The organism is Sulfurospirillum barnesii SES-3 (genome assembly GCF_000265295.1).
Taxonomy (GTDB): domain Bacteria; phylum Campylobacterota; class Campylobacteria; order Campylobacterales; family Sulfurospirillaceae; genus Sulfurospirillum; species Sulfurospirillum barnesii.
Genome location: NC_018002.1, coordinates 2424231 through 2445218, shown reverse-complemented (window position 1 = coordinate 2445218; position 20988 = coordinate 2424231). Strand labels below are relative to the sequence as shown.

Sequence of the window (20988 nt, the reverse complement as noted above, 5' to 3'; positions counted from 1 at the left end):
ATGAGATTTGAAGTATCAAAAGCAGATTATGAAATTTACGTATCTGTTTTAAATTTATTAAAAAAAGGTGGGGCAAAATGTTCAATCACTAGAGCAGATATTATTCGAGAAAGTGGCGTTTCACCTCAATTGGTGTCAAATCGAATTTTAAATTCATATCAAAAAGAAAAATTTTTAAAGGAAAACATAGCATGAAAACAACAATGAAAGAAATTAATGGTAAGCAAGTTCCTGTGACTACGATTGAAAACGGTGAGGCTGTAAACAATGTAGAGATTAAAGATATGAATCCTTTAGCAGGGAATTTCACCATGGAAGATTTTAACCGTATGATGGCATTACACAATCAAAGAGTAAACGCCAATGAGGTGACTTTATCCGCTGAAATTACCGCAAAAGAGATTATCAAAGGGAAAGAGAGAATAGACAAAGATAGCCGTTTACCCGTTCTTGATTCTGATGGCTTTCCTACATTTTACCCAAACCGTTACAAAATCACTTTCACGTTTAAAGGCGGTACTCTAACCCAAACCGTGAGTGAAGAGATGTATACCTCTTTAGAAATGGGCGCTACTTACATGTTAAAGGGTGCTTTAGGATTTGTTAAAGATTTTGGGCAAGAAGTCCTTTCCCCTATTTGGAAGAGTTGGGAAAAGGTCGCATAACCAAAGGGCTTAACCGCCCTTTTTTTTTGTTTATTTGGTCGGTGTTTAAACCTCGCACCGACTTAATAAGCAAAAATCACTTTGCCCCCACAATGGTTTATCAAGGGGGGCTAAGTGGGACAAAAATTAAAAAAGGTACTCAATGCAAAAAGAGCAAAAATTCGTGAAACTTTGGCAAAATGTAGACACATTAAAATATCACCTTTACCTCTCTTTATTGATAACTTCAAAAGACATAAGCTTTTATAATCTCCTCATTGATAAATTACTAGGGATTAAATCACAATCTCAAACAAATCGCAATGAAAACAAAAATGTTTCACAATTTCAGCACGATTTTAAAGGCTCTTTGTTTCAAGTGGCTCCCTCCACAGTAAGAGGCTTTAGCGTTACGATTGCAAACGCTGACGTTACAATTCATCTCAAAAAAATAACAATCACATGTGATCAAAGTCCTTTTTGCAAAGTTGAGTTCCGCTCCTCTTTTCTTCAACGCTTTGGCTATCTTGGCGCTGTTCAAAAAATCAATCAATTTTTAAAAGAGAACATTATCAGCGCTTTTCAAATCAAAATCAGTGAAATCCATTTGCACTGTGACGTTCAAGGCTATACCTTTTCCGTTCTTGATTTTCACCGCATTAAATCACGAACTAGAAACAATCGCTATTACAATGATGAAAGCTCCTCCACGGATTCTTTTTATCAAAACGGGCGCAAATTTCAAGGCTTCATGCGTGGCGGTGGTGATTATTTAATGCGTGTTTACAATAAAACAAAAGAAATACAAAAATTCCCAAATAAAGGCTTTATTCAAACGCTTTGGAAAACAAATCCTAACTATAGCGAATCACAAGAAGTCTTTAGAATTGAGTTTCAACTAAGGCGTGAAAAACTTAAAAACATGGTGATTAATGATGAAGTGCTAGATGGTTTTGAGGTGATTTTAAATAACCTTAACAACATTTGGGGGCGTTGCTTGGATGATTTTAGCTTAAGAGATTTGGACGATAAAAACACGTTAGAAATCATGCTAGGCTATAAAACTAACAAAGATGGCTCTAAGCTTTTGCTTGAACCTGAGACAATTCGAAAACGCTTTCAAAGAAGTGAAATTCACCCCCTGTGGGATACGATTCAAACCTTTAATGGTCATGTAAAAACGGACGTTATAGAAACATTTAAAAAACCGTTTACAACTGACTTTCTTTATGTTCATAATGCCTTTAAAGCCTTCTTGAGTACTACCCTTAGCCATTATGGAGATGTGCTACCCTCTACAATTTGTGATGCTATGAATAAGGTTGAAGAATACACACAATCTAAACATGAAAAAACAGTCTTGCAAGATGTTTACTCCAGACGCTTAGACCGTTTTAATCGTCTTGAAAAATTAGAAAGAGATGATGAGATTCTCTATCAGCAAAAACATACCTTTGTTAATCGTGTATTTGACCATATAGAGCAATCTTACGACCATATGTACCATTTGGATGTGGCATACGATTCAAAAGATTATTTTATTAAAAAATTCCAAAAATTCTTAGGTGAGGCGGTTTAAAAATGATTGATTGGAAAACTATAAAACACTTCAAAAAAGAAGAGTTTACATGTAAATGCGGTTGTTCATTGAACAATATTAGCTATACGCTTGTTTTGATGTTGGAAGATGCTAGGAAGTTGGCAAATATGCCTTTTAAAATTAACTCAGCGTGCCGTTGTGAAGCACATAATAAAAAGATAGGAGGTGTTAAGGATAGTGCACATGTTAAAGGATTGGCGGTGGATATTTCTATCCCTAGCGATGGTGCAAGATTTGTTATTTTGTCGGCTCTTTTAAATGTTGGGTTTTGTCGTGTGTTAATTTACCCTACATTTATTCACGTTGATTTGGATTTAGACAAACCAAATCCAATAATTAAAATTATGAAATAAGGAAAAAAAATGGATTTAAAAAGTTATGATTGGAGCGCTGTTTTAAATGGCGTTGGTAAAATTGCTACGGTGTTTAACCCTGCAATAGGTGGTGGTTTATTGGTTGCTTCTGAGGTTGTGGAAAAGTTTAATACTGATTCTACTTTATCAAATAATGACGTTCTTAAAAATGATGTCATAGGCTTAACCCGTTGTTCTGAAATTCTAGCAGATTACATCCAAAAAGTTGAGCTTAATCAAGCCCCTACGCTTGATAATGTTAAGCTCGTTCATGAGTCTTTAAAGTCTCTTGATGTTGTTTTTGATAAAAATTATGCGATTATGAAGTAAAAGGGGCTCTTATGCAAATTTCTGTAATGCTTGAATACCTTGACCGTCGTTCTAAGTCTATCTTTGGGGAATGGTATGGTTCTGAAAATACCTTTATTCTTGTTTTTAGATGCATGGATGATGAGGGTAAAGTTACTTATCGTGGTTGGAATTTTGGGGATATAGTATACTCTACTTCTGGTTCTTTTGAGATTGATGGGGTTACCTATAATTTTACTTTTACATGTGAGCCTTCTACTCCCTTTTCTATTTTTTTTAGTCCTGTTTTGGGTAATCCTGTTTTAATGGAAAATTTTACAATTGATTCGTTTCCGACTTTAGAGCGTATTGTTCAGAGTTTTTCATCTGCTTCATCCTCTTCATTCCCCTCATTGAATGGTAAATATGGTTCTTTGCCTGATGGCACAGAGGTTACCGTAACGGGTAAGAAAAATGAATATACTGTTGTTTCTTCGGAAATGCTTTGGAATGATTCTAGTTCTAGCTCATACATGATTGTTTATGTTTTAAAAGATGAAGATGACTTGTTTATGATGGCACCTGACGTTTCAGTCAAAGAGGTGGCATAATGGGTGCGGTTGCTGTTGATTATGTTAATCAGCCCTCAAACAATGTTAAATATGTAGGTAATGGAGCCGTAAAGGTTCCTGCTCCTACTGTCGCTACTCCTCCTATTTCTACAAATGTTAGCACCGTTGTTAATAAGTCTGTAGAATCTGTTTTTGGCTCAAACGGTAAAGCTGGGGGGAAGACTATTGGTAGGTCTAATCTTTTAGGCTTAGCCGTTTCTTTGGCGGCTCCTCTTATTTATGATTATTTTACAGATGATGAAAAAGCATCTTTAACAGATTCTGAGCTTCAAGCTGTAGAGCGTTATGAGTCGCTTCAAAAATCGTATGAAACTCAACTTGCTGCTTTAAAAGATTTGGAAGAAATGAATCATAAGGTTTTAGAGAAAGCGCCTGAGGTTGTGGCTACTCCTTTTACTGCTTATTCTCAAGGAGAAGCTCTCCCTACCGTTTTATCCAATAACTCTAAAGCTCTTGTAAAATCTGTCGATTCTCTTGCATCTGTAAACGCCAAAGGTGTTGGCGCAATTGTTGAGGCGGTTGGTGTTCTTTCTAACTCCTTGAGTAAAGAACTTGTAAATCTTAATACTACGTTAAAATCAAGTTTGTTGATTCAACAACAACTTTTAGATATATCTTCCGCCACTTTACAAATTGAAGCTCAAAAATTTGCTAATCCATCCGTTCAAGTTGTTGCTACCTCTTTAGATAAACTTTCTGAAAATGTTAAACCTTTTAATGCTTCTATTGTAGGTGTGAATAATGCTCTTGATGAGCTTGTTAAATTAAAAGCAGTTGACAATGAACAAGAAAAAGAACATTACGCTTTACGCTCTGAGGAGATTGAGCTAAGTAAAGAGGCTTTTGAATATAATAAAACCGCTCAAACTGTGAAAGATTTAGACGGGAACACCATTGCAAAGCTTGAACCTCGTGAAGCTGAATTGGTTAAAAATGCGGTTGTAGCTGTTGAAAAGACAGATATTAATAATTTTGAATTAGATGAAGAAGATATTGACATCGTTACCCCTTTTGATATATCATCTATTTATGGTTATGAGCATAATTCTGTAATTTATGAAAATATTATTAAGGGATTGGGAGGTTCGGTATAATGTTAAAAAATAAATTTAATTTAAATTATAAGCGTTTTTTTATTTTGCATATTTTTAAAGTTTTTTTTCTTTTTTTCTTTTTTCTTTTTTGTGTTTTTCTAGCTTATAAATTTAATTATCTTGGTTATCCTTCTTCAGCTGATATTTATAAGAAAATGTATTATGGCCTGGGTGGAAAAGAAAATTTAGATAATTATAAATCTAGTTATCTTCCAAAATGAGCAATGAAAAGTGTTATATGAAAAATATAAATTGTTGATTATTTTTGTTTTTTTTCTCTTTAATATTAATTGGTTGGGGATTGGTAAATATGTTTCAAAAAATAAAAGATGATTTTTTAGGTTTGCTTTATATTTTTTTGGAGGTTATTGTTTTTTTTCTTTTTCTTTGGTTTGTAGTCAAGCCTTTTATTTTTCCTACTATCCCCTCTTCTTTAGAAATACAGATGGAAGCATATGAAAAGGCTTATGGTAAAAAAATGGATATTCCTGACTATCTTCGTGAGACTCTTCCTAAAAATTAGGTGAAAAGGGATTGTAAAATGTTTAAAAAGATAAGAGAACAATTTTTTGGATGGCTTTATATTTTTTTATTTTTTTCTTTGTTCTTTTTTGTCTTTTTTGGTCGTGATATTTATGATTATTATTTTGCTCCAAATCCTGTTGAACAGTATATTGAAGCTTATGAAAAAGCTTTTGGAAAAAAAATGGAAGTTCCTGAACATTTAAAACAATATGTTAGAGATAAATAATAAGCCATTGATTTGGCTTTTTTCTTTTTAAAAAAATCAAATCACCTCCCTTTTGAATTCCCTTTTTATCGTGTCTTAACGTACCCATGATTTGATTTTTTTGTTTTATTTTAACATTCTTTAAAAAAAAAGGATGTTTTATGTCAGATGGTAAACAAATTAAGCAAATAGGGCAGAACACTGCAGAGGAGTTTTTTGAAACAATTCTCTATATGACCGCTTATGAAGAATCACGTAAAATTATGAAAGATTTTACCAAAGATATTGATAATCCCATTTTAAAAGAAGCGGTTGAATCGGCTATGAGTGTATCTATGTTTGGTTTAGTTTTTTTGGGTGTTCAATATCAAGAAAAAATCATTGAAAGAATTTTTAATGTTGCAGAGGCTCTTTTTGGTTACTTGATTATTGACCCTGCAAAAAGAGGTTTAAACAAATTAAGGAAATATAAAGGTATTAAGTTATTAAAGCGTATTCCTTACTTTAATTCTTCCCGTCAAGAAAATATCGCTTTGGCAAATGTAGTTGCTACACATCAAGGTTTTAAGGCTAATGGTTCTGCTTTAACTAACCCAACTCCCCGTTCTACTGATACTTATAACTCTGCTTTAAACACTAAGCAATCAGTCTACCAACGGGAAAACCTCCATTTTCAATTCGGCAACGCAATGGCATCCCGTTACAATGAAACCCTTTTGTTTAAACTTTTCACAAAATCATTCACCGCTCAAGATGAAATGCTCATTAAAAAAATGCTAGGTCGTGAGACGGGTGCAGTCCTCAACATTGAAGACTTGAACCACGTTGCTGATTTCATGTTTGTAAAAGACACAAACGGCAAAGTAACGGGGCTTTCAGAGGCGTTTTTTCAGCTTGTAAATACAATGGGTTATATTAATAAATAAGGATAGTTATGATGTCTCCTTTGCGTTCTCATTTGCTTTCACTTGTTTCTCATCTTAATGTCGTTAATGGTTATAACAAATTTCCTATTTTTGACCCTGTTGAGAATGTTTTTACTGGTGAGTTTGTTTTTATTCCCTTTTATGCTCCTAATAATAATAATCCCATTTTTTTCTATAATCTTGAATTTTGGCTTACTGGTCAGGGTGGTCTTACTGGAGTTTCTCCTCCTCTTTTCGCTATTAGGTATGATGATGTTTATGCTCTTTGCCGTCATACTCCTTATACTTATGGTCCACTATTTCCTCCTAGTTTTTCCTCTGTTGAGGATACTTCTGTTTATGTTAATGGGGAACACCATTTTGATTCTTCTTTAGATAGTGCTTATTCTTTTCTTTTTGATTGTGTGAATCCTTACACTTCTGGTAATGTTGGTCATAACGGTTTTAATACTTTTTTTACAAAAACATTTTATTTTGATAAATATCCTAATAGTACTGCCATTCGTTGGCATTATGAAATGTTTGATTTTTTTTGTTTTGCTGATGGTATTGAATGTTGTTACTCTGACTTTTCCCCAATAGTTAAAAACCTAGGCGCTACTCCCTCCCCCGTTCAACTCGAAAACCTAAAACAAATTTGCTATCTCTTAGGCGTAGATACCGCTGAAAATGGCTTAAAAGAGTGTGAACTTATGAAAGAGTACCTTAAACGATTAAATCAAATTCTAGGTGGTTCTCCATATGTTGAGCCAAACGATAATTTAAAATCAATTTGTAATCTTTTAGGCGTTGATTCTGCTGAAAATGGTTTGAAAGAGTGTGAATTATCAAAAGACTACGTCAAAAGAATTTCAAAAATGTTAGGAGCTGAATAAATGCCAAAATATAGAGTGCAACTTAAACAAGGTTCACGCACTATCGTAAACCACATTGAAGCAAAAAGTGTAGGCGCTGTGCTCACCTTTTATGAGTCCATCAGCACAATGAAAGTGACTGAGATTTTAAAAATAGAGTACGAAAATGACACCATGCCCCCCGTGGATGATATGCTCTATCATCCGCTCTTTAAAGGCATTATGAAAACAGATACACGCATGGCTAAGCAGATTATTATCAATAATGTAAAACTCTCTAAAAATGAAAAAGAAATCGCACAACTTTGTATCCAAAACCTAGAAATAGAAGGTCAGAATATTGATAGTCTTTATAGTGCACTTTTTAAAACTAAAATGGGTTAGCTTTAGCATTCTTTCTCTCTTCTCTTCACCCCTTTAGGGGTATAGGCACATCACTACAAATCTGGGGCTTTGCCCCCGTTTGTAGTGATAGAGTGCCGTAGCACAAAGTAGGCTTTGCCTCATCGCCACTCGGTCAAACTGCAATAAAGAATAGAACGCAAAATACATAAAATAATGCAAACTATTTTCCAAACGCCACCCTAAAAGCCCGCTCTTAATTCCCCATTCTTTAAAACGGTTATGTAACAAAGTGCTGAGGCGCAAGCCTCCTCTCTTTTAAGCGTGACGTAATAGGATGATTTTTACATGTAAAAAAAAGAGGATGAGAATGTGCAAAGCACACTCTCTTAAAACGTAGGGTTTATGATAGCGTTTATCTCTGCTTCTTCTCGCTCTGAAAGAGCGATCATATCTTTATCAATGCTTTTAAAATACCCAAAAGCTTTTTCAAGCTCTCCAACTTTTTTAATTAAAACAACCCCATGCCCTTGACCGTTTACCGCTGTGCGATAATCTTTTTCGTTCTGCATAATGTAACTGTGCATTTTTACTCCTTTGTATAGTTTAAAACAATTTTTGTTTCTGTGTATATTGTTAGATTTGCATAAGTTTGAATTTTTATAGTTCCGTTTTGTAGGAAGAGATTTATCCATGCTCCATTATTCGCAGTGTTTGCATTTACAGGAATATAAGGTAGGGGCATTGTTGAGCTTCTGTCTTTTGGCATTGTGTAGCTTTCCCCTGAGTTAATCCAATATTTGTTCAATGAGTTATGATTTGGAATTGTGATTGCTTTAGTTGTTGCATTTGGCAATGCCCCACAATCAACTTCTATTCCAAACACCTCTTTTCCATTACGTGTATATCCACATTTGTATTCCGTTCCGCTCACGTTGTAAGCCTCTGCTTTTTTATTAAGCATTGTGATTATCTGCTCTTTCGTATACACCTCAAAATCTTCCACGGATACAGTAATTGTGCTAAGTGGTTTCCATTGAATCGGCTCAATACTCTTTAATGCATAAAACCCATAAGGCTCAACCACTAGGCAAATTTTGTCTAAATCTTCCTCTTTCGCTTTATATAAATCTCTTTCACTTTCACTCATAAATTTAAAATTATGAATGACGTGAACATCTCCTGCTTTTACGTCTCTATGTTGCATTTTTATAAACTCCTTAAAATTGTTTTGTTTGCAAAAAGTACATTATTCCCACAATAAAGAACACTTGATGGCGTGATAACCTTTTTTGAGAAATCCATGCTCATTTCTGCATTATCAAAGAAATCTTTTAACATGTTTGCATATTTTGCTATGTATTCAAGATAACCTATCTCATGAGCGTTTTTACATGTAACACCGCTCAAATCCTCTTTTTCTTCTAACCTTTCCCCACACTCAAAACATTTTAATACCCCTACGTCTGTAATATCAAACGCAACCTCAAACAATGTTTTAAAATCTTCATTGTCTATTGTCAAAAAAGCCTCCTTTTTTCTTTAAAATATGTTTTAAATAATAAGAGCTTTTTTAAAAAATCAAATCACCCCCTTTTGAAAAGCCCTTTTTATCGTGTTTTAAAACACCCATGATTTGATTTTTTTTTATTTTTATAAACTTCTTTTTAGTTTTTGCAAAAACAAATTACAAGAAATTAAGGAGAAAAAAAATGATTAAACAAATCATTGGCGGTAAAACTGTTAAGACTGTTTATGCCGATATGTCGGCGGCTGATTTAGCAGTGCTTCAACCTCTTATGGAGGGTAAACTCGAAATTTATGATAAAAAATTCGAGGGTGGTACGGCTACAAGCGTTCCTACTGAAATGAACTATATTCGTTTTTCTGTGGGTAAAAAGATTTCTAAAAATGTTACTATGAGTGCTTCTGTTAGCGTTCCTCACATTAAGCAAGGTAAGAGCTTTGCTGATTGTAAAGCGATTGTTATCGGTGCGTTTGATTGTGGTTTTGAATCAGATGCAAAATGTGATTATTCGAATCTTATTGGTTCGTTAAGTGCTAAGGAGTAAAACATGGCAAAAACATTGATTTATAACACTTTGGGGGCGACCACTAAGTCTTTTTCTGTTCCTGCGGATGATACTTCTGCAAGTGCTTTTTGTTCTGCTATGCTTGATGGCGAATACGAGGGTTTTGTAAAAAAATCTGAGAGTGGTACTGATACAGGTATTACAGGTTACCATGATGTGCGTGTTCAGGTTTCTAATGACACAGGTTCTAAAACCTACTTTGGCTTTTTGGCTAAAATTGGTGTAACCGATGTCGAGATTCAAAATGCACTGATTGGTAAAACATTCAATGGCGTTAAAGCTGATAAGCTTTTTGTTCAAATGAGAGAAGTTAAAGTAGGCGCTTAATGAATTTCTCCGTTACGCCTGAATTTATTTTGACTTTAGCCGTTCAGATTGTTTTTATTGTTGGCTTCTTCACTTCTTTACGAGAGAAAGTAAAATTCTTAGAAGCGGATGTAATCGCCATCAAAAAAGCAATCAAAGAGGGGCAAGAACAACATAAACTCATCGCTAAAATTGATGGAAAACTCGACTTGCTTATCACTCAACTCTCTCAAAAATGAGGCTAGAGGCTTAATCGCCTCTAACCCCTCTAAAACTTCAAAATAATCAAAATCTCTTAAAATAAATGCCTCTCTTGACTTTTATCATATAATCTACAATGTAAAAAAAATCATCGAAGGAAAAATCATGAAGTATCCTGCATTTTTTAATACGGTTGAGGCTATCACCATGTATGACCCACTCTCTGAGGTCTTAGGCGCTTTTGAAGAGGGAAAAATATGTTTTTCATACACCGATGTGGTAAAGAGTGCAGGGCATAGTTGCCCTAGCATTGCAGGTGCATATTTAATGGTGCGTGAAGGGCTTAAGAGGCTTTATCCTGATACCTTGCCTTTAAGAGGTGGGATTGAAGTTTTTTTTAAAGAAGCTTTAGAAGAAGGGGTAACAGGTGTCGTTGCCAATGTCTTTTCCCTGATTACAGGGGCAACGGATGTGTGGGGATTTAAAGGGATAAATGGGCATTTTTCTCGTACAGGATTGATGCATTTTAATGCGGATATTGCCTTACATGTAAAGCTTAGAAGAACCGATACCACAGCGGAAATCAATGTGGCGTATCAGCCCTCGTGTATTCCCCCTGATTCACGTATGGACACCTTAATGCCTCAATATTTTACAGGCGTACCCACGGTAGAAGAAAAGAGGCTCTTTGCCCATTTATGGCAAGAAAGGGTGGCTAAAATTTTAGAAAATTTTGATAAAGTAATACTCTTACATTAACTTTTTTGGAGTAGCCATTGTTAAGTATAAAAAAACAAAATATTGTTAAATGGATTGTTTTTTTGCCTGTAATAGCCGTACTCCTTACCTTTGTAATTATTTTGGCAATGGTGATTTCTTTTGAACAAGCCGATTATGTCCGTTCTCTTGAACAAGCACGTATTTCGTATGTGAAGCGCTCTAAAATTCAAGCCCAAGAGCGGATTGATAAACTGATTGATTATATTAATGTTAATGAGACCTTATTGCGTAATGAGGCCAAAGAAGAGGTTGAAAACATTGTCAACCTAGGGTATAAAATTATGTCGGATACCTACTATGAAAACTCTTCGTTACCGCATGAAAAGATTATTGAAAATATTAAATCCAAACTCAAAGATGTACGCTTTTTTAATGATTTGAGTGGGTATTATACAATTTTTGACTTTGAGGGTAAATGCATTATGCATGGTGTGAATGAATCACTTGAGGGTAAGAATTTAATCAATATGAAAGATGGTGAGGGAAATTTTATCATTAGAGACTCTATTGAGTCTTTAAAAAAATACTCCGCTTACGCCTCTACATGGAGTTGGAAAAATCCACATGAACAGGTTTATCGTAAAAAAATAGGCTATTCTAAGCATTTTGCTCCACTGGATATTTTTATTATCAGTGGACGCTACGAAGATACCATTTTAGAAAAAATCAAAAAAGAGACGCAAAAAGTACTTTTAAATACAAAGTACGGTGAGTATGGTTATATTTTTGCGTACGATTATGACGGTTATACTATTTCTCATGGAAACCATGAATTTATAGGCAAAAATAGACTAGATGTTGTGGTCAATGATCAGTTTGTCATTCGTGATATTGTGGAGGGTGGAAAGCAAATTGCGGAGGGATTTTTTATGAACTACACCGCTTCGTATCATCCCATTGACAAAGACAGGCAAAAGGTCTCTTTTATTCGTCCTATCCCCCAATTTAAATGGGTCATTGGTACGGGAACCTACCTTTTAGAAGAGAATAATGCATTTTTAGAACAAGAAAAGATACTCAAAACAAAAATGCAAGCCAATATTGCCAATCTAGTGCTTATCTCAGTTGTGATTATGTCCCTTATTGTCGTATTAATGTTTATCATCTCTGTTAAATTACGCTCCATTTTGTCTCGTTATGAAAACCATCTTTTGTTAAACAATAAGCAAATTAAAGAACAAAAAATGGTGTTTGAAACCTTGTACCAAAAATCTGCTGATGGGATTTGGCTTTTAAAAGAGGGTGTCTTTATTGATTGCAATGAAGCCATTATGAAAATGTTTAAAGCGAAGGATAAAAAGCAACTCATCAATGTGACCTTAGCGGAGGTATCGCCTGATTATCAGCCTGATGGGCAAAATTCTTGTGACAAGTCACATTGGATGAACTCCATTGCTGCGAAAGAGGGCGTGCACAAGTTTGAATGGTATGCGCAAGCGTTTGATGGAACATTTTTATGGCTGAGCGTGGTTATGACGACTATTTTTATGAATCAAGGAAAGATTCACCACTGTTCTGTACGTGATATTACGGCACGAAAAGCATTGGAAGAGGAAAATAAAAAGCAGAAAAAACTTTTGATGCATCAAGTTGAACATGATATTTTAACAGGACTTCCTAACCGTAATTTACTGCAAGACAGGCTTTCACAGGCTATGAAAAAGGCAAGCCGTGATAATAAGGTTTTGGGCATTATGTTTGTGGATATTGATAAATTTAAAACCATCAATGATTCCCTCGGGCATGATGCAGGGGATATGCTTTTAAAAACCATTTCAAAACGGATGCAACACAGTGTTCGTGAGACCGATACGGTAGCTCGTTTAAGTGGGGATGAGTTTATTGTGCTCTTGGATGGATGCAAGGATGTTAACGATATTTTTGTGGCAATTAAAAAATTAGTGGGTGCATTTCAAGAACCGTTTATTTTTAGCAACGAGAGTTTTAGAATTACCATGAGTATTGGGGTGAGTGTTTATCCTAATGATGGAGCCATCGCCAGTAAATTGCTGAAAAATGCTGATATTGCGATGTATAAAGCCAAATCTCAGGGACGCAACCGTTATGTCTTTTTTGATCAAGAGATGAATCAAGAGACCAATGAGCATTTAGAAGTGGAAAAAAGTTTATATAAAGCGTTAAAAAATGAGGAATTTGCTCTGTATTATCAGCCGCAGGTTAATCTTAAAACAGGGGAGATTGTAGGCTTTGAAGCGTTGTTGCGTTGGAATCATCCTCAAAGAGGCTTGACGGCACCTGGGTATTTTATTCATATTGCAGAAGAGAGTGAATTGATTATTGAACTTGGTAATTGGGTGATTCGTGAAGCAATGCGACAATTTAAAGTCTGGTATGACAAAGGGTTACATCCAGGAAAAGTGGCCATTAATATTGCAGGTAAACAACTCGAATCTGGGCATTTAATTGATTTTATATTGCAAAGCCTTAAAGAGAGTGGGTGTAAGGCAGAATGGATCGAGATGGAAATTGTAGAGCGGTTTATTATGAAAGATACCACAAAATCCATTGCACTTTTGAAGCGTTTTCGTGAGTTGGGATTGGATATTTCCATTGATGATTTTGGGACAGGGCACTCTTCTTTAGCCTATTTGAAGCAGTTACCTATTACCAAACTTAAAATTGATCAGAGCTTTGTGCAAAATTTAGAGGACAGCAGTGAAGATCGAGCGATTGCTCGAACAATTATCGAGTTAGGACGAGGTTTGGGGTTGGTTGTTCTGGCTGAGGGGGTAGAGACGAAAGTCCAAAAAGAGTTTATTCACAGCAGCGGATGTGAGTTGATGCAAGGTTATTTATTTAGTAAGCCCGTGGATGCGAATGCGGTAGAAGTGATGTTGAAAAACCAACGTCACATGTTATAATCACAGATAAAATCATTACATAGGGTCTTTATGCAACGAAGGGATTTTTTAGGATTTTTAGGCGTAAGTCTTTTAGGCAATGGAGCATATGCGGATACCTTAGAGACAGAAGATGTCTGGCTTAGTAAAGAGCAGCAACTGCTTTTAGCATCGGTTCTTAAAAAACTTACCTTAGTAGAACGCACCATAGGGCATGCCAATTTCAATCTCATCTCGTTAGATGAAACACTAAAAATTGCAAAAAATTATCCCAAAATTGAGCCTTTTAGCCCTTTAGAGCTTGCCTATATTGAAGAGGTTTTTTATACAGACCCTCGTAAGTATGGGTTTTATGGACACAGAACCATTGATCAGATGAGTGCCGTGATTAACAAAAAAGAAGTGGTGAAAATTGGTGGCACAGGGCATTATGTTTTTGGTGATTATGCCCCTCTTCTAGAGCGCCTTATGAAAGATATAGGAGATTCGCTCATTTTAACTTCAGGTGTTCGCAGTATGGTGAAGCAGTTACGTTTACATCTTGAAAAAATTGAGAGTGAAAATGGCAATGTTACCATGGCATCTCGTTCTCTCGTTCCTCCTGCGTATTCGTATCATTCTATTGGCGATTTTGATGTCGGTAAAAAAGGATGGGGGCATCAAAATTTTACAGCAAACTTTGCCCGTACAGAAGAGTTCTGGAGGCTCCAAAAGCTCTCCTATGTCTCCATGCGTTATACCATCGGCAATGGCGATGGAGTGCGTTTTGAGCCGTGGCATATAAAGATTGTCTCATGATTTTAAGTATTGAAAGTAGCTGTGATGATAGCTCTATTGCCATCACACGCATTGATGATAAAAAGCTTTTATTTCACAAAAAAATTTCTCAAGACGCGGAACATGCTAAGTACGGTGGGGTCGTACCAGAACTTGCCGCACGACTGCATGCTGTGACATTGCCTAAGATTTTAGAAGAGACTCAAGTTTATTTTTCAGAGCTTAAAGCAATTGCTGTAACCAACGAACCAGGGCTTTCTGTCACTCTGGTGGAGGGGGTCAGTATGGCAAAAGCACTTAGCGTAGCGCTGGGGCTTCCTTTGCTTGGGATTAATCATCTCAAAGGGCATATTTGCTCTTTGTTCATTGAAGATGAAACACGTTTTCCTATGGATGTTTTGCTTGTCTCTGGAGGGCATACGCAGCTTTTACATGTAAAGAGTTTAGAGCACATTGAATTGCTAGCAAGCACCATGGATGATAGCTTTGGTGAGAGTTTTGATAAAGTAGGAAAAATGCTAGGACTTGCTTATCCTGCGGGTGCGGTTATTGAGAGTTATGCCAAAAGAGGTGATGCTAAACGCTTTGATTTTACCATTCCTCTGCAAGGTACGTCATCCTCTTTATTGGCGTTTAGTTACTCAGGGCTTAAAAATCAAGTGAGGCTTTGCATTGAGGCGCAAGAAAATATGGATGAGCAAACCCTGTGCGATATTTGTGCTTCGTTTCAACGTGTAGCCGTAGCGCATTTGATGCAAAAAATAAAAAAAGCCTATAAAGAGCGAAAAGTGGAGCACTTTGGTGTGGTAGGTGGGGCGAGTGCAAATCTCTATTTAAGAGATGCGCTTGAAAGCTTTTGCGCTTCTAAAAAAGCGCTATTACACACCGCTAAGATGGAGTTTTGCTCCGATAATGCGGCGATGATTGGTCGATGTGGTGTGGAAGCGTATAAGAAAGGTGCTTTTGTACGTTTAGAGGATTTAAAAGTGCGTAGTTCCTCCAAAGATATGTTTTATACGTGAACATTATTTTTAGAGAGTAAACCATAAAGAGACAAGGGAGGTTATGCGATGAAATCTTTACAAAAAATTGCATTATTAATTGATGCAGATAATACACAACTCTCTAAAATTGAATATGTCATTCGTGAAATTTCTACACATGGACGTATCGTTGTCAAAAGAGCCTATGGCAATTGGAAAAAAGAGGGCCTTAAACACTGGGAGAGTGAAATAAAAAGATTGGCGATTAAGGCTGAGCAGCAATTTGATTATGTCGCAGGAAAGAATGCAACCGATATGGCATTGGTGATTGATGCGATAGAGTTATTGCATCGGGGAATTTACGATGCTTTTGTGATTGTCTCAAGTGACAGTGATTTTACGCCCCTATCCATTAAAATACATGAGTCAGGTATCTATGTGATGGGTGTTGGTGAAAAAAAGACTCCTGAAGCTTTTAAAAACTCATGTGACGAGTTTATTTTCCTAGAAAATTTAGAAGATGACATCAATGAAAAAACATCTAACGAAGGGAATGAAAAAGTCATAAGCGATGATATTAATGAAATACATAGTCTCTTAAGAATTGCATCTGACAAGTATCAAGATGATGATGGCTTTGTAAATGTGAGCTCGGTTGGTTCCTTTATTAAAAGAGCGAAACCAGATTTTGACCCTCGAACGTATGGATTTGAGAAATTACCTCGATTAATTGAAGCATTTCCTGATAAGTATGAAATGACAAAATATGCAGGAAAAGGGACGGTAAATATTATTGCGTATCGATGCAAACAGGATAAAAAACAGATTCATGCGTTGGTGCAGAAAAGGTAAAATAGCGTTTAGAATGTTTACATGTAAAGCGCTAGAGGATAATAATTTCCTCTTCAAGTTCCACTCCAAAACGCTTGAAAACCTCTGCTTTCACCTCCGTGATGAGCTTCAGTGCATCTTCAAACGTTCCACCCCCTGTGTTCACCAAAAAGTTGGCATGTACGGGACTAAACATCATAGCGCCAATTCGTTTGCCTTTAAATCCCGCTTCTTCAATCAGTTTCCCAGCATAGTGCCCTTTTGGATTTTTAAAACAGCTGCCTGCGCTGGCCTCTTTAGGTTGATTGTCACGCATTTGCTTAAACATTGCTAGTAGACTTTCATCAAAACCCTCGTTACATGTAAAGGTGGCTTCATACACGATGCCATCAATGTTCGCAAAGCGGTAGCCATGGTTTATCTTAGATTTTTCTATCCATCCGTTTTCAGTGCGAATCGCACGGAGGTTATTGAACACTTCCCACTCTTTAAGCCCCGCATTCATAGCAACCATACCGCCTAGGGTTCCTGGGAGTTTTTGCATCAGCTCAAAGCTTGCAAGGTTGTGTTTTTTAGCAAAGGAGAGGATTTTACCACTGGGTGTGGCTCCACCTACATGTAACACATTTTCTTCTAATCGAATGAAATCAAAAGACTTGTCCAACATAGCAAGGGGTGGAGGTGTTGGGCTGATTAAAAGGTTGTTTGCACCACCAATTAAGCGATAATCCAAAGGGAGTGGCATCAGTGAATCTAAAAGAAAGACATCCACGCTCGGACCAATTTTAATACTTGAATAGCTTGAAAAATGAATTGTTTTTGTCATCTTAAAAAATGAACGTAGGAATCATGTCGAATAGGCGGGTGGTAAATTCTATCATCATGTTCATCATCCATGGCATGGTAAAAATAGCAACCACAATGGTAATTAAAATTTTAGGAACAAAACTCAGTGTTGATTCATTGATTTGGGTAACCGCTTGAAAAATACTAATGGAAAGACCTGCAATCATTCCCGCTAAAAGCATGGGTAAAGAGAGGTAAAGAGCAATTTTAAAGGTTTCAACACCTAAACCAATGAGTTTGGCTTCCATTAGCGCATCCTAAGTGCTTCGTATTCATGCGGAATAAGATAATCTTTTGCCTTGATGCTTTGGTCGTAAAAACCATGCTGATAGCCAAGTTCAAAAAGGGTATCAATGGCTTCATATTGTAGGTCGTTCATTTCGATGGAGTGAGCGTTAGCATACAGACCCAAATACGTTTTCAGCGTCGCATCATCAACCCGAACCAGATTACGCTCAAGCAACATTTTGGAGAGAAGCTGTTGATGCGTATGGGCAACATCAACCGCTTTAATGAGCGTTTTTTCACAATGAATCGCTTGCAATAATGGCATAGAACGGCGCAATGCCATACCGCCAAGAGGCAGAGGAAGCTCTTTATTGGGGGTTAACTCTTTCCAAATATCCCATAGCTCACGCTCGACCACAAGGGTATCACTAAAATCTAAAATACTCTCATGAATCAAAACCCCTGCATCTACTTCACCACTAAGCACAGCATGTTCAATTTCTAAAAAATTTTTATACACAATACGTGCTTCAGGATAGGCGATTTTAAATAAAAGAGCGTTGGTGGTGTGCGTCCCACTTAGGGCGACTTTAAAATTACGTTTGAGCGTGCTCTCTTTTTTCTTCACCAGTTTGGGACCATAGCCCTCACCAAAGCTGACCGCTGTGCGTAAAAGTGCATAATCGTTTCGAATTTTTGGGTACAAGGCAAAGCTAATGGCGCTAATGTCATAGGTAGTTTTAAGGGCTTCAACGTTGAGGGTTTCAATGTCTAGAGCGATATTGTCAAAGCAGACATTCCCTGTGTCAACCCAGCCAAATTTGATGGCATAATACATAAAAATATCATCAGCATCGGGGGAGTGCGCTACGCTAAGTGTTTTCACAAAAATCCTTACATGTAAATCTTTTTGCATTGTAACATATTGCAGATTGAAATATTTTGAGCCCCTTTATTTATTTTTGACTACAATCACCTCAAAGGGCTTTTTCAAGCTCGAAATGATAAAATAATAACACTATGAAATGAGGGGTCACATGCAAATCGATGAAAATAAGAGAAAAGCTCTCGAACTTGCGATAAAGCAGATTGATAAGGCGTTTGGAAAAGGCGCACTTGTAAGGCTTGGTGATAAGGTGGTTGAGCCTATTGCTTCTATTAGTACAGGCTCGATTGGTTTAGATTTAGCCCTTGGTATCGGTGGCATTCCACAGGGGAGAATTATTGAAGTGTATGGACCTGAGAGTTCTGGTAAAACAACACTATCACTTCAAATCGTTGCCGAAGCGCAAGCCAAAGGAAGCATCTGTGCGTTTGTGGACGCTGAACACGCCTTAGACGTTAAATATGCGGGGAATTTGGGGGTTGATATTGAAAACCTATTGGTTTCACAACCTGATTTTGGTGAGCAGGCTTTAGATATTGTTGAAACCCTTGCACGCAGTGGCGCGGTGGATGTGATTGTTATTGACTCTGTAGCTGCATTGACACCAAAGAGTGAAATTGAAGGGGATATGGGCGATACCCATGTAGGACTTCAAGCACGACTTATGAGTCAAGCCCTTCGTAAACTTACTGCTGTTGTGCATAAAATGAACACCACGGTTATTTTTATTAATCAAATTCGTATGAAAATTGGAACGATGGGGTATGGTTCTCCTGAGACAACTACGGGTGGAAATGCACTCAAATTTTATGCTTCTGTACGTATTGATGTACGTAAAATTGCGACGTTAAAGCAAGGTGAAGAGCAAATTGGTAACAGAGTGAAAGCCAAAGTCATTAAAAACAAAGTGGCTCCTCCATTTCGTCAAGCAGAGTTTGATATTATGTTTGGCGAGGGGATTTCTAAAGAGGGCGAAATTGTTGATTATGGTGTAAAACTCGATATTATCGATAAAAGTGGTGCGTGGTTTAGTTACAATGAAACCAAATTGGGGCAAGGACGTGAAAATGTCAAAGCCTTTTTAAAAGAAAACAAGGCGGTTGCCCTAGAAATTGAAGAAAAAATCAAACAAGCCATCAGTGGCAATGCCATGGTGATGGCATGTGGCGTTGATGATATAAAGGAAGATGAATGATCTATATCGAAGATATAAATGCAGATGAGGTTTTGGACAGTCGGGGTAACCCAACCGTTCGTGCTCGTGTAACATTGAGTGATGGTACCGTTGCCAGTGCGATTGTGCCTAGTGGTGCAAGTACTGGTAAGCGAGAAGCGTTGGAACTTAGAGATGCGGACAGTCGCTATATGGGTAAAGGTGTGTTAAAAGCATGCGAAAATGTGAACACAGAAATTTCGGATGAGCTCATTGGCTTAAGCCCGTTTAACCAAGCAGTGATTGATGAAACGATGAAAAACCTTGATGGCACAGAAAATTATGGCCGTTTGGGTGCCAATGCCGTCCTTGGTGTCTCTATGGCAGTCGCTCGTGCGGCAGCTCAGAGTTTAGATGTACCTTTGTATCGCTATTTAGGTGGTGCCAATGCCATGACGCTTCCAACACCGATGTTTAACATTATTAACGGTGGAAGCCATGCGAATAACAGTGTTGATTTTCAAGAGTATATGATTATGCCACTTCAGTTTGAGAATTTTTCAGACGCACTGAGATCATGTGTGGAAGTCTATCATCAGCTGAAAAAAATTATTGCTTCTATGGGAGAGAGTACCGCTCTTGGAGATGAGGGTGGTTTCGCTCCTAATCTTAAAGACAATGAAGAGCCGATTAAAGTGATTATGCAAGCGATTGAAAAAGCAGGCTACAAAGCAGGCGTGGATATAGCTATCGCCTTAGATGTGGCAAGCAGTGAGCTTGTCTGTGAGGGTGGGTATAAATTAGCGTCTGAAAATCGTGTTTTAAGCAGTGCTGAGCTCGTGACATATTATGAAAATCTCTGCGCAAAATACCCAATTGTTTCTATTGAAGATGGTTTGAGTGAGGATGATTGGGAAGGTTGGAAACTTTTAACTGAAAAATTAGGTTCAAAAATACAATTGGTGGGCGATGATTTGTTTGTGACCAATAAGAAAATTTTGGCGGAGGGAATTGAAAAAGGTATTGGAAATGCCATTTTGATTAAACCAAACCAAATTGGAACCGTTACGGAAACCATGCAAACGGTACGTCTTGCCCAACGTAACAATTATAAATGCGTGATGAGCCATCGAAGTGGCGAGAGCGAAGATGCGTTTATTGCTGATTTTGCCGTGGCTCTCAATGCAGGTGAGATTAAAACAGGTGCAACCGCACGTGGTGAGCGAACTGCAAAGTATAATCGTTTATTAGAGATTGAAAATGAAGTCGTTTATGGCGAGTATATAGGAACAAAACTTTTTGCTAAATGAGTGATGTTTTAGACGAACTTGAACACAATCCACAAGAGGGCAAAGCCCTCTTTTATTTAAAATTATTATCGCTTATTGTCCTTGTTATAGGTTTTGGTCTTTATATTGGTGATGTTCTTTTTGGAAAAAGCTCCTTAGATATTCTTTTAAATCTTCAAGCCGACAAGGATACCTTAAGCCAAAAGATTCAAAGCCTTAAAGAAGAGAATTCCATTTTACAAAAAGAGTATTTTGAGTTGCGTCAACTAGACCCTGATCGATAGGAGTATG

Annotated in this window: 29 protein-coding genes; 23 read left to right on the top strand and 6 right to left on the bottom strand. The window is 36.9% G+C overall.

The window, feature by feature from the left end; genetic code table 11:
- From SULBA_RS12355 to SULBA_RS12290, 12 genes are all read left to right on the top strand, one after another.
- Entirely contained in the window at nucleotides 1-195 is a 195-nt protein-coding gene (locus SULBA_RS12355; RefSeq protein WP_014770631.1) for a MarR family transcriptional regulator, read from the top strand.
- Nucleotides 192-665, top strand: coding sequence for a hypothetical protein (locus tag SULBA_RS12350; protein WP_014770630.1), 474 nt, complete (start codon nucleotides 192-194; stop codon nucleotides 663-665). Before SULBA_RS12355 ends, SULBA_RS12350 begins: the two co-directional genes overlap by 4 nt.
- A 142-nt stretch (nucleotides 666-807) precedes the next feature.
- Nucleotides 808-2223, top strand: a complete 1416-nt coding sequence (locus SULBA_RS12340; protein WP_014770629.1) for a hypothetical protein — start codon at nucleotides 808-810, stop codon at nucleotides 2221-2223.
- 2 nt (nucleotides 2224-2225) lie between these two features.
- On the top strand, nucleotides 2226-2597 hold the full coding sequence (locus tag SULBA_RS12335) for a D-Ala-D-Ala carboxypeptidase family metallohydrolase (RefSeq protein ID WP_014770628.1): 372 nt from the start codon (nucleotides 2226-2228) through the stop codon (nucleotides 2595-2597).
- A 9-nt stretch (nucleotides 2598-2606) separates the two neighbouring features.
- On the top strand, nucleotides 2607-2927 hold the full coding sequence (locus SULBA_RS12330) for a hypothetical protein (protein ID WP_014770627.1): 321 nt from the start codon (nucleotides 2607-2609) through the stop codon (nucleotides 2925-2927).
- An 11-nt stretch (nucleotides 2928-2938) separates the two neighbouring features.
- On the top strand, nucleotides 2939-3496 hold the full coding sequence (locus SULBA_RS12325; RefSeq protein ID WP_014770626.1) for a hypothetical protein: 558 nt from the start codon (nucleotides 2939-2941) through the stop codon (nucleotides 3494-3496).
- Nucleotides 3496-4611 carry a hypothetical protein gene (locus SULBA_RS12320; protein ID WP_014770625.1) on the top strand — a complete coding sequence of 372 codons (1116 nt, stop codon included), beginning with the start codon at nucleotides 3496-3498 and terminating at the stop codon, nucleotides 4609-4611. Before SULBA_RS12325 ends, SULBA_RS12320 begins: the two co-directional genes overlap by 1 nt.
- Before the next feature lie 310 nt (nucleotides 4612-4921).
- Entirely contained in the window at nucleotides 4922-5134 is a 213-nt protein-coding gene (locus SULBA_RS12310) for a hypothetical protein (protein ID WP_014770623.1), read from the top strand.
- A gap of 18 nt (nucleotides 5135-5152) precedes the next feature.
- Nucleotides 5153-5362 carry a hypothetical protein gene (locus tag SULBA_RS12305; protein ID WP_014770622.1) on the top strand — a complete coding sequence of 70 codons (210 nt, stop codon included), beginning with the start codon at nucleotides 5153-5155 and terminating at the stop codon, nucleotides 5360-5362.
- A 140-nt stretch (nucleotides 5363-5502) separates the two neighbouring features.
- Nucleotides 5503-6267: a hypothetical protein gene (locus tag SULBA_RS12300; protein ID WP_014770621.1), complete on the top strand. Its 765-nt coding sequence runs from the start codon at nucleotides 5503-5505 to the stop codon at nucleotides 6265-6267.
- Nucleotides 6268-6275: 8 nt separating this feature from the next.
- Nucleotides 6276-7142, top strand: a complete 867-nt coding sequence (locus tag SULBA_RS12295; RefSeq protein WP_156790544.1) for a hypothetical protein — start codon at nucleotides 6276-6278, stop codon at nucleotides 7140-7142.
- Complete coding sequence (locus SULBA_RS12290; RefSeq protein WP_014770619.1) at nucleotides 7143-7505, top strand: hypothetical protein; 363 nt, start codon at nucleotides 7143-7145, stop codon at nucleotides 7503-7505.
- Between the two features lie 347 nt (nucleotides 7506-7852).
- Here the strand turns inward: SULBA_RS12290 and SULBA_RS12285 are convergent, their stop codons facing one another.
- From SULBA_RS12285 to SULBA_RS12275, 3 genes are read right to left on the bottom strand one after another with little or no spacing between them, the layout of a single operon-like run.
- Nucleotides 7853-8050, bottom strand: coding sequence for a hypothetical protein (locus SULBA_RS12285; protein WP_014770618.1), 198 nt, complete (start codon nucleotides 8048-8050; stop codon nucleotides 7853-7855).
- Between the two features lie 2 nt (nucleotides 8051-8052).
- Nucleotides 8053-8670, bottom strand: coding sequence for a hypothetical protein (locus SULBA_RS12280; protein WP_014770617.1), 618 nt, complete (start codon nucleotides 8668-8670; stop codon nucleotides 8053-8055).
- Between the two features lie 2 nt (nucleotides 8671-8672).
- Nucleotides 8673-8987, bottom strand: coding sequence for a hypothetical protein (locus SULBA_RS12275; protein WP_014770616.1), 315 nt, complete (start codon nucleotides 8985-8987; stop codon nucleotides 8673-8675).
- A gap of 188 nt (nucleotides 8988-9175) precedes the next feature.
- Between SULBA_RS12275 and SULBA_RS12270 the strand changes: the two genes are divergently transcribed.
- From SULBA_RS12270 to SULBA_RS12235, 8 genes are all read left to right on the top strand, one after another.
- Nucleotides 9176-9535, top strand: coding sequence for a hypothetical protein (locus SULBA_RS12270; RefSeq protein ID WP_014770615.1), 360 nt, complete (start codon nucleotides 9176-9178; stop codon nucleotides 9533-9535).
- A gap of 3 nt (nucleotides 9536-9538) precedes the next feature.
- Nucleotides 9539-9883 (top strand): hypothetical protein, encoded by a 345-nt coding sequence (locus tag SULBA_RS12265; RefSeq protein ID WP_014770614.1) that lies wholly within the window; start codon nucleotides 9539-9541, stop codon nucleotides 9881-9883.
- A complete protein-coding gene (locus SULBA_RS12260; protein WP_014770613.1) occupies nucleotides 9883-10101 on the top strand; it encodes a hypothetical protein in 219 nt (72 codons plus the stop codon). Before SULBA_RS12265 ends, SULBA_RS12260 begins: the two co-directional genes overlap by 1 nt.
- Nucleotides 10102-10228: 127 nt before the next feature.
- Nucleotides 10229-10822 (top strand): hypothetical protein, encoded by a 594-nt coding sequence (locus tag SULBA_RS12255; protein WP_014770612.1) that lies wholly within the window; start codon nucleotides 10229-10231, stop codon nucleotides 10820-10822.
- A 17-nt stretch (nucleotides 10823-10839) separates the two neighbouring features.
- Nucleotides 10840-13725: a cache domain-containing protein gene (locus SULBA_RS12250; protein WP_014770611.1), complete on the top strand. Its 2886-nt coding sequence runs from the start codon at nucleotides 10840-10842 to the stop codon at nucleotides 13723-13725.
- A gap of 30 nt (nucleotides 13726-13755) precedes the next feature.
- Entirely contained in the window at nucleotides 13756-14502 is a 747-nt protein-coding gene (locus SULBA_RS12245; RefSeq protein WP_014770610.1) for a M15 family metallopeptidase, read from the top strand.
- The gene (gene tsaD / locus SULBA_RS12240) at nucleotides 14499-15503 is read left to right on the top strand and encodes a tRNA (adenosine(37)-N6)-threonylcarbamoyltransferase complex transferase subunit TsaD (RefSeq protein ID WP_014770609.1); all 1005 of its coding nucleotides are present in this window, start codon (nucleotides 14499-14501) and stop codon (nucleotides 15501-15503) included. Before SULBA_RS12245 ends, tsaD begins: the two co-directional genes overlap by 4 nt.
- 48 nt (nucleotides 15504-15551) lie before the next feature.
- Nucleotides 15552-16316, top strand: a complete 765-nt coding sequence (locus tag SULBA_RS12235; protein ID WP_014770608.1) for an NYN domain-containing protein — start codon at nucleotides 15552-15554, stop codon at nucleotides 16314-16316.
- 31 nt (nucleotides 16317-16347) lie between these two features.
- On the opposite strand, the gene SULBA_RS12230 is transcribed toward SULBA_RS12235, so the two are convergent.
- The 3 genes from SULBA_RS12230 to SULBA_RS12220 are packed head-to-tail and all read right to left on the bottom strand — an operon-like array spanning nucleotide 16348 to nucleotide 18285.
- Entirely contained in the window at nucleotides 16348-17121 is a 774-nt protein-coding gene (locus SULBA_RS12230; RefSeq protein WP_014770607.1) for a UDP-N-acetylmuramate dehydrogenase, read from the bottom strand.
- Nucleotide 17122: 1 nt separating this feature from the next.
- On the bottom strand, nucleotides 17123-17389 hold the full coding sequence (fliQ, locus tag SULBA_RS12225; protein ID WP_014770606.1) for a flagellar biosynthesis protein FliQ: 267 nt from the start codon (nucleotides 17387-17389) through the stop codon (nucleotides 17123-17125).
- On the bottom strand, nucleotides 17389-18285 hold the full coding sequence (locus tag SULBA_RS12220; RefSeq protein ID WP_041671862.1) for a menaquinone biosynthesis family protein: 897 nt from the start codon (nucleotides 18283-18285) through the stop codon (nucleotides 17389-17391). The genes fliQ and SULBA_RS12220 overlap by 1 nt, the downstream gene beginning before the upstream one ends.
- Nucleotides 18286-18412: 127 nt before the next feature.
- Here SULBA_RS12220 and recA point away from each other — a divergent pair, with 127 nt between their 5' ends.
- Genes recA through SULBA_RS12205 form a run of 3 tightly spaced genes read left to right on the top strand, consistent with a single transcriptional unit; the run spans nucleotide 18413 to nucleotide 20981 of the window.
- Complete coding sequence (gene recA, locus SULBA_RS12215; RefSeq protein WP_172634087.1) at nucleotides 18413-19450, top strand: recombinase RecA; 1038 nt, start codon at nucleotides 18413-18415, stop codon at nucleotides 19448-19450.
- The gene (gene eno, locus SULBA_RS12210; protein ID WP_014770603.1) at nucleotides 19447-20718 is read left to right on the top strand and encodes a phosphopyruvate hydratase; all 1272 of its coding nucleotides are present in this window, start codon (nucleotides 19447-19449) and stop codon (nucleotides 20716-20718) included. Before recA ends, eno begins: the two co-directional genes overlap by 4 nt.
- A complete protein-coding gene (locus tag SULBA_RS12205) occupies nucleotides 20715-20981 on the top strand; it encodes a septum formation initiator (protein WP_014770602.1) in 267 nt (88 codons plus the stop codon). The genes eno and SULBA_RS12205 overlap by 4 nt, the downstream gene beginning before the upstream one ends.
- Nucleotides 20982-20988 lie beyond the last annotated feature (7 nt).

Coding starts and splice junctions, on each gene's coding strand:
- SULBA_RS12355 (WP_014770631.1), top strand. CDS start 1: ATGAGATTTGAAGTATCAAAAGCAGATTATGAAATTTACGTATCTGTT.
- SULBA_RS12350 (WP_014770630.1), top strand. CDS start 192: ATGAAAACAACAATGAAAGAAATTAATGGTAAGCAAGTTCCTGTGACT.
- SULBA_RS12340 (WP_014770629.1), top strand. CDS start 808: ATGCAAAAAGAGCAAAAATTCGTGAAACTTTGGCAAAATGTAGACACA.
- SULBA_RS12335 (WP_014770628.1), top strand. CDS start 2,226: ATGATTGATTGGAAAACTATAAAACACTTCAAAAAAGAAGAGTTTACA.
- SULBA_RS12330 (WP_014770627.1), top strand. CDS start 2,607: ATGGATTTAAAAAGTTATGATTGGAGCGCTGTTTTAAATGGCGTTGGT.
- SULBA_RS12325 (WP_014770626.1), top strand. CDS start 2,939: ATGCAAATTTCTGTAATGCTTGAATACCTTGACCGTCGTTCTAAGTCT.
- SULBA_RS12320 (WP_014770625.1), top strand. CDS start 3,496: ATGGGTGCGGTTGCTGTTGATTATGTTAATCAGCCCTCAAACAATGTT.
- SULBA_RS12310 (WP_014770623.1), top strand. CDS start 4,922: ATGTTTCAAAAAATAAAAGATGATTTTTTAGGTTTGCTTTATATTTTT.
- SULBA_RS12305 (WP_014770622.1), top strand. CDS start 5,153: ATGTTTAAAAAGATAAGAGAACAATTTTTTGGATGGCTTTATATTTTT.
- SULBA_RS12300 (WP_014770621.1), top strand. CDS start 5,503: ATGTCAGATGGTAAACAAATTAAGCAAATAGGGCAGAACACTGCAGAG.
- SULBA_RS12295 (WP_156790544.1), top strand. CDS start 6,276: ATGATGTCTCCTTTGCGTTCTCATTTGCTTTCACTTGTTTCTCATCTT.
- SULBA_RS12290 (WP_014770619.1), top strand. CDS start 7,143: ATGCCAAAATATAGAGTGCAACTTAAACAAGGTTCACGCACTATCGTA.
- SULBA_RS12285 (WP_014770618.1), bottom strand. CDS start 8,050: ATGCACAGTTACATTATGCAGAACGAAAAAGATTATCGCACAGCGGTA.
- SULBA_RS12280 (WP_014770617.1), bottom strand. CDS start 8,670: ATGCAACATAGAGACGTAAAAGCAGGAGATGTTCACGTCATTCATAAT.
- SULBA_RS12270 (WP_014770615.1), top strand. CDS start 9,176: ATGATTAAACAAATCATTGGCGGTAAAACTGTTAAGACTGTTTATGCC.
- SULBA_RS12265 (WP_014770614.1), top strand. CDS start 9,539: ATGGCAAAAACATTGATTTATAACACTTTGGGGGCGACCACTAAGTCT.
- SULBA_RS12260 (WP_014770613.1), top strand. CDS start 9,883: ATGAATTTCTCCGTTACGCCTGAATTTATTTTGACTTTAGCCGTTCAG.
- SULBA_RS12255 (WP_014770612.1), top strand. CDS start 10,229: ATGAAGTATCCTGCATTTTTTAATACGGTTGAGGCTATCACCATGTAT.
- SULBA_RS12245 (WP_014770610.1), top strand. CDS start 13,756: ATGCAACGAAGGGATTTTTTAGGATTTTTAGGCGTAAGTCTTTTAGGC.
- tsaD (WP_014770609.1), top strand. CDS start 14,499: ATGATTTTAAGTATTGAAAGTAGCTGTGATGATAGCTCTATTGCCATC.
- SULBA_RS12235 (WP_014770608.1), top strand. CDS start 15,552: ATGAAATCTTTACAAAAAATTGCATTATTAATTGATGCAGATAATACA.
- SULBA_RS12230 (WP_014770607.1), bottom strand. CDS start 17,121: ATGACAAAAACAATTCATTTTTCAAGCTATTCAAGTATTAAAATTGGT.
- fliQ (WP_014770606.1), bottom strand. CDS start 17,389: ATGGAAGCCAAACTCATTGGTTTAGGTGTTGAAACCTTTAAAATTGCT.
- SULBA_RS12220 (WP_041671862.1), bottom strand. CDS start 18,285: ATGCAAAAAGATTTACATGTAAGGATTTTTGTGAAAACACTTAGCGTA.
- eno (WP_014770603.1), top strand. CDS start 19,447: ATGATCTATATCGAAGATATAAATGCAGATGAGGTTTTGGACAGTCGG.
- SULBA_RS12205 (WP_014770602.1), top strand. CDS start 20,715: ATGAGTGATGTTTTAGACGAACTTGAACACAATCCACAAGAGGGCAAA.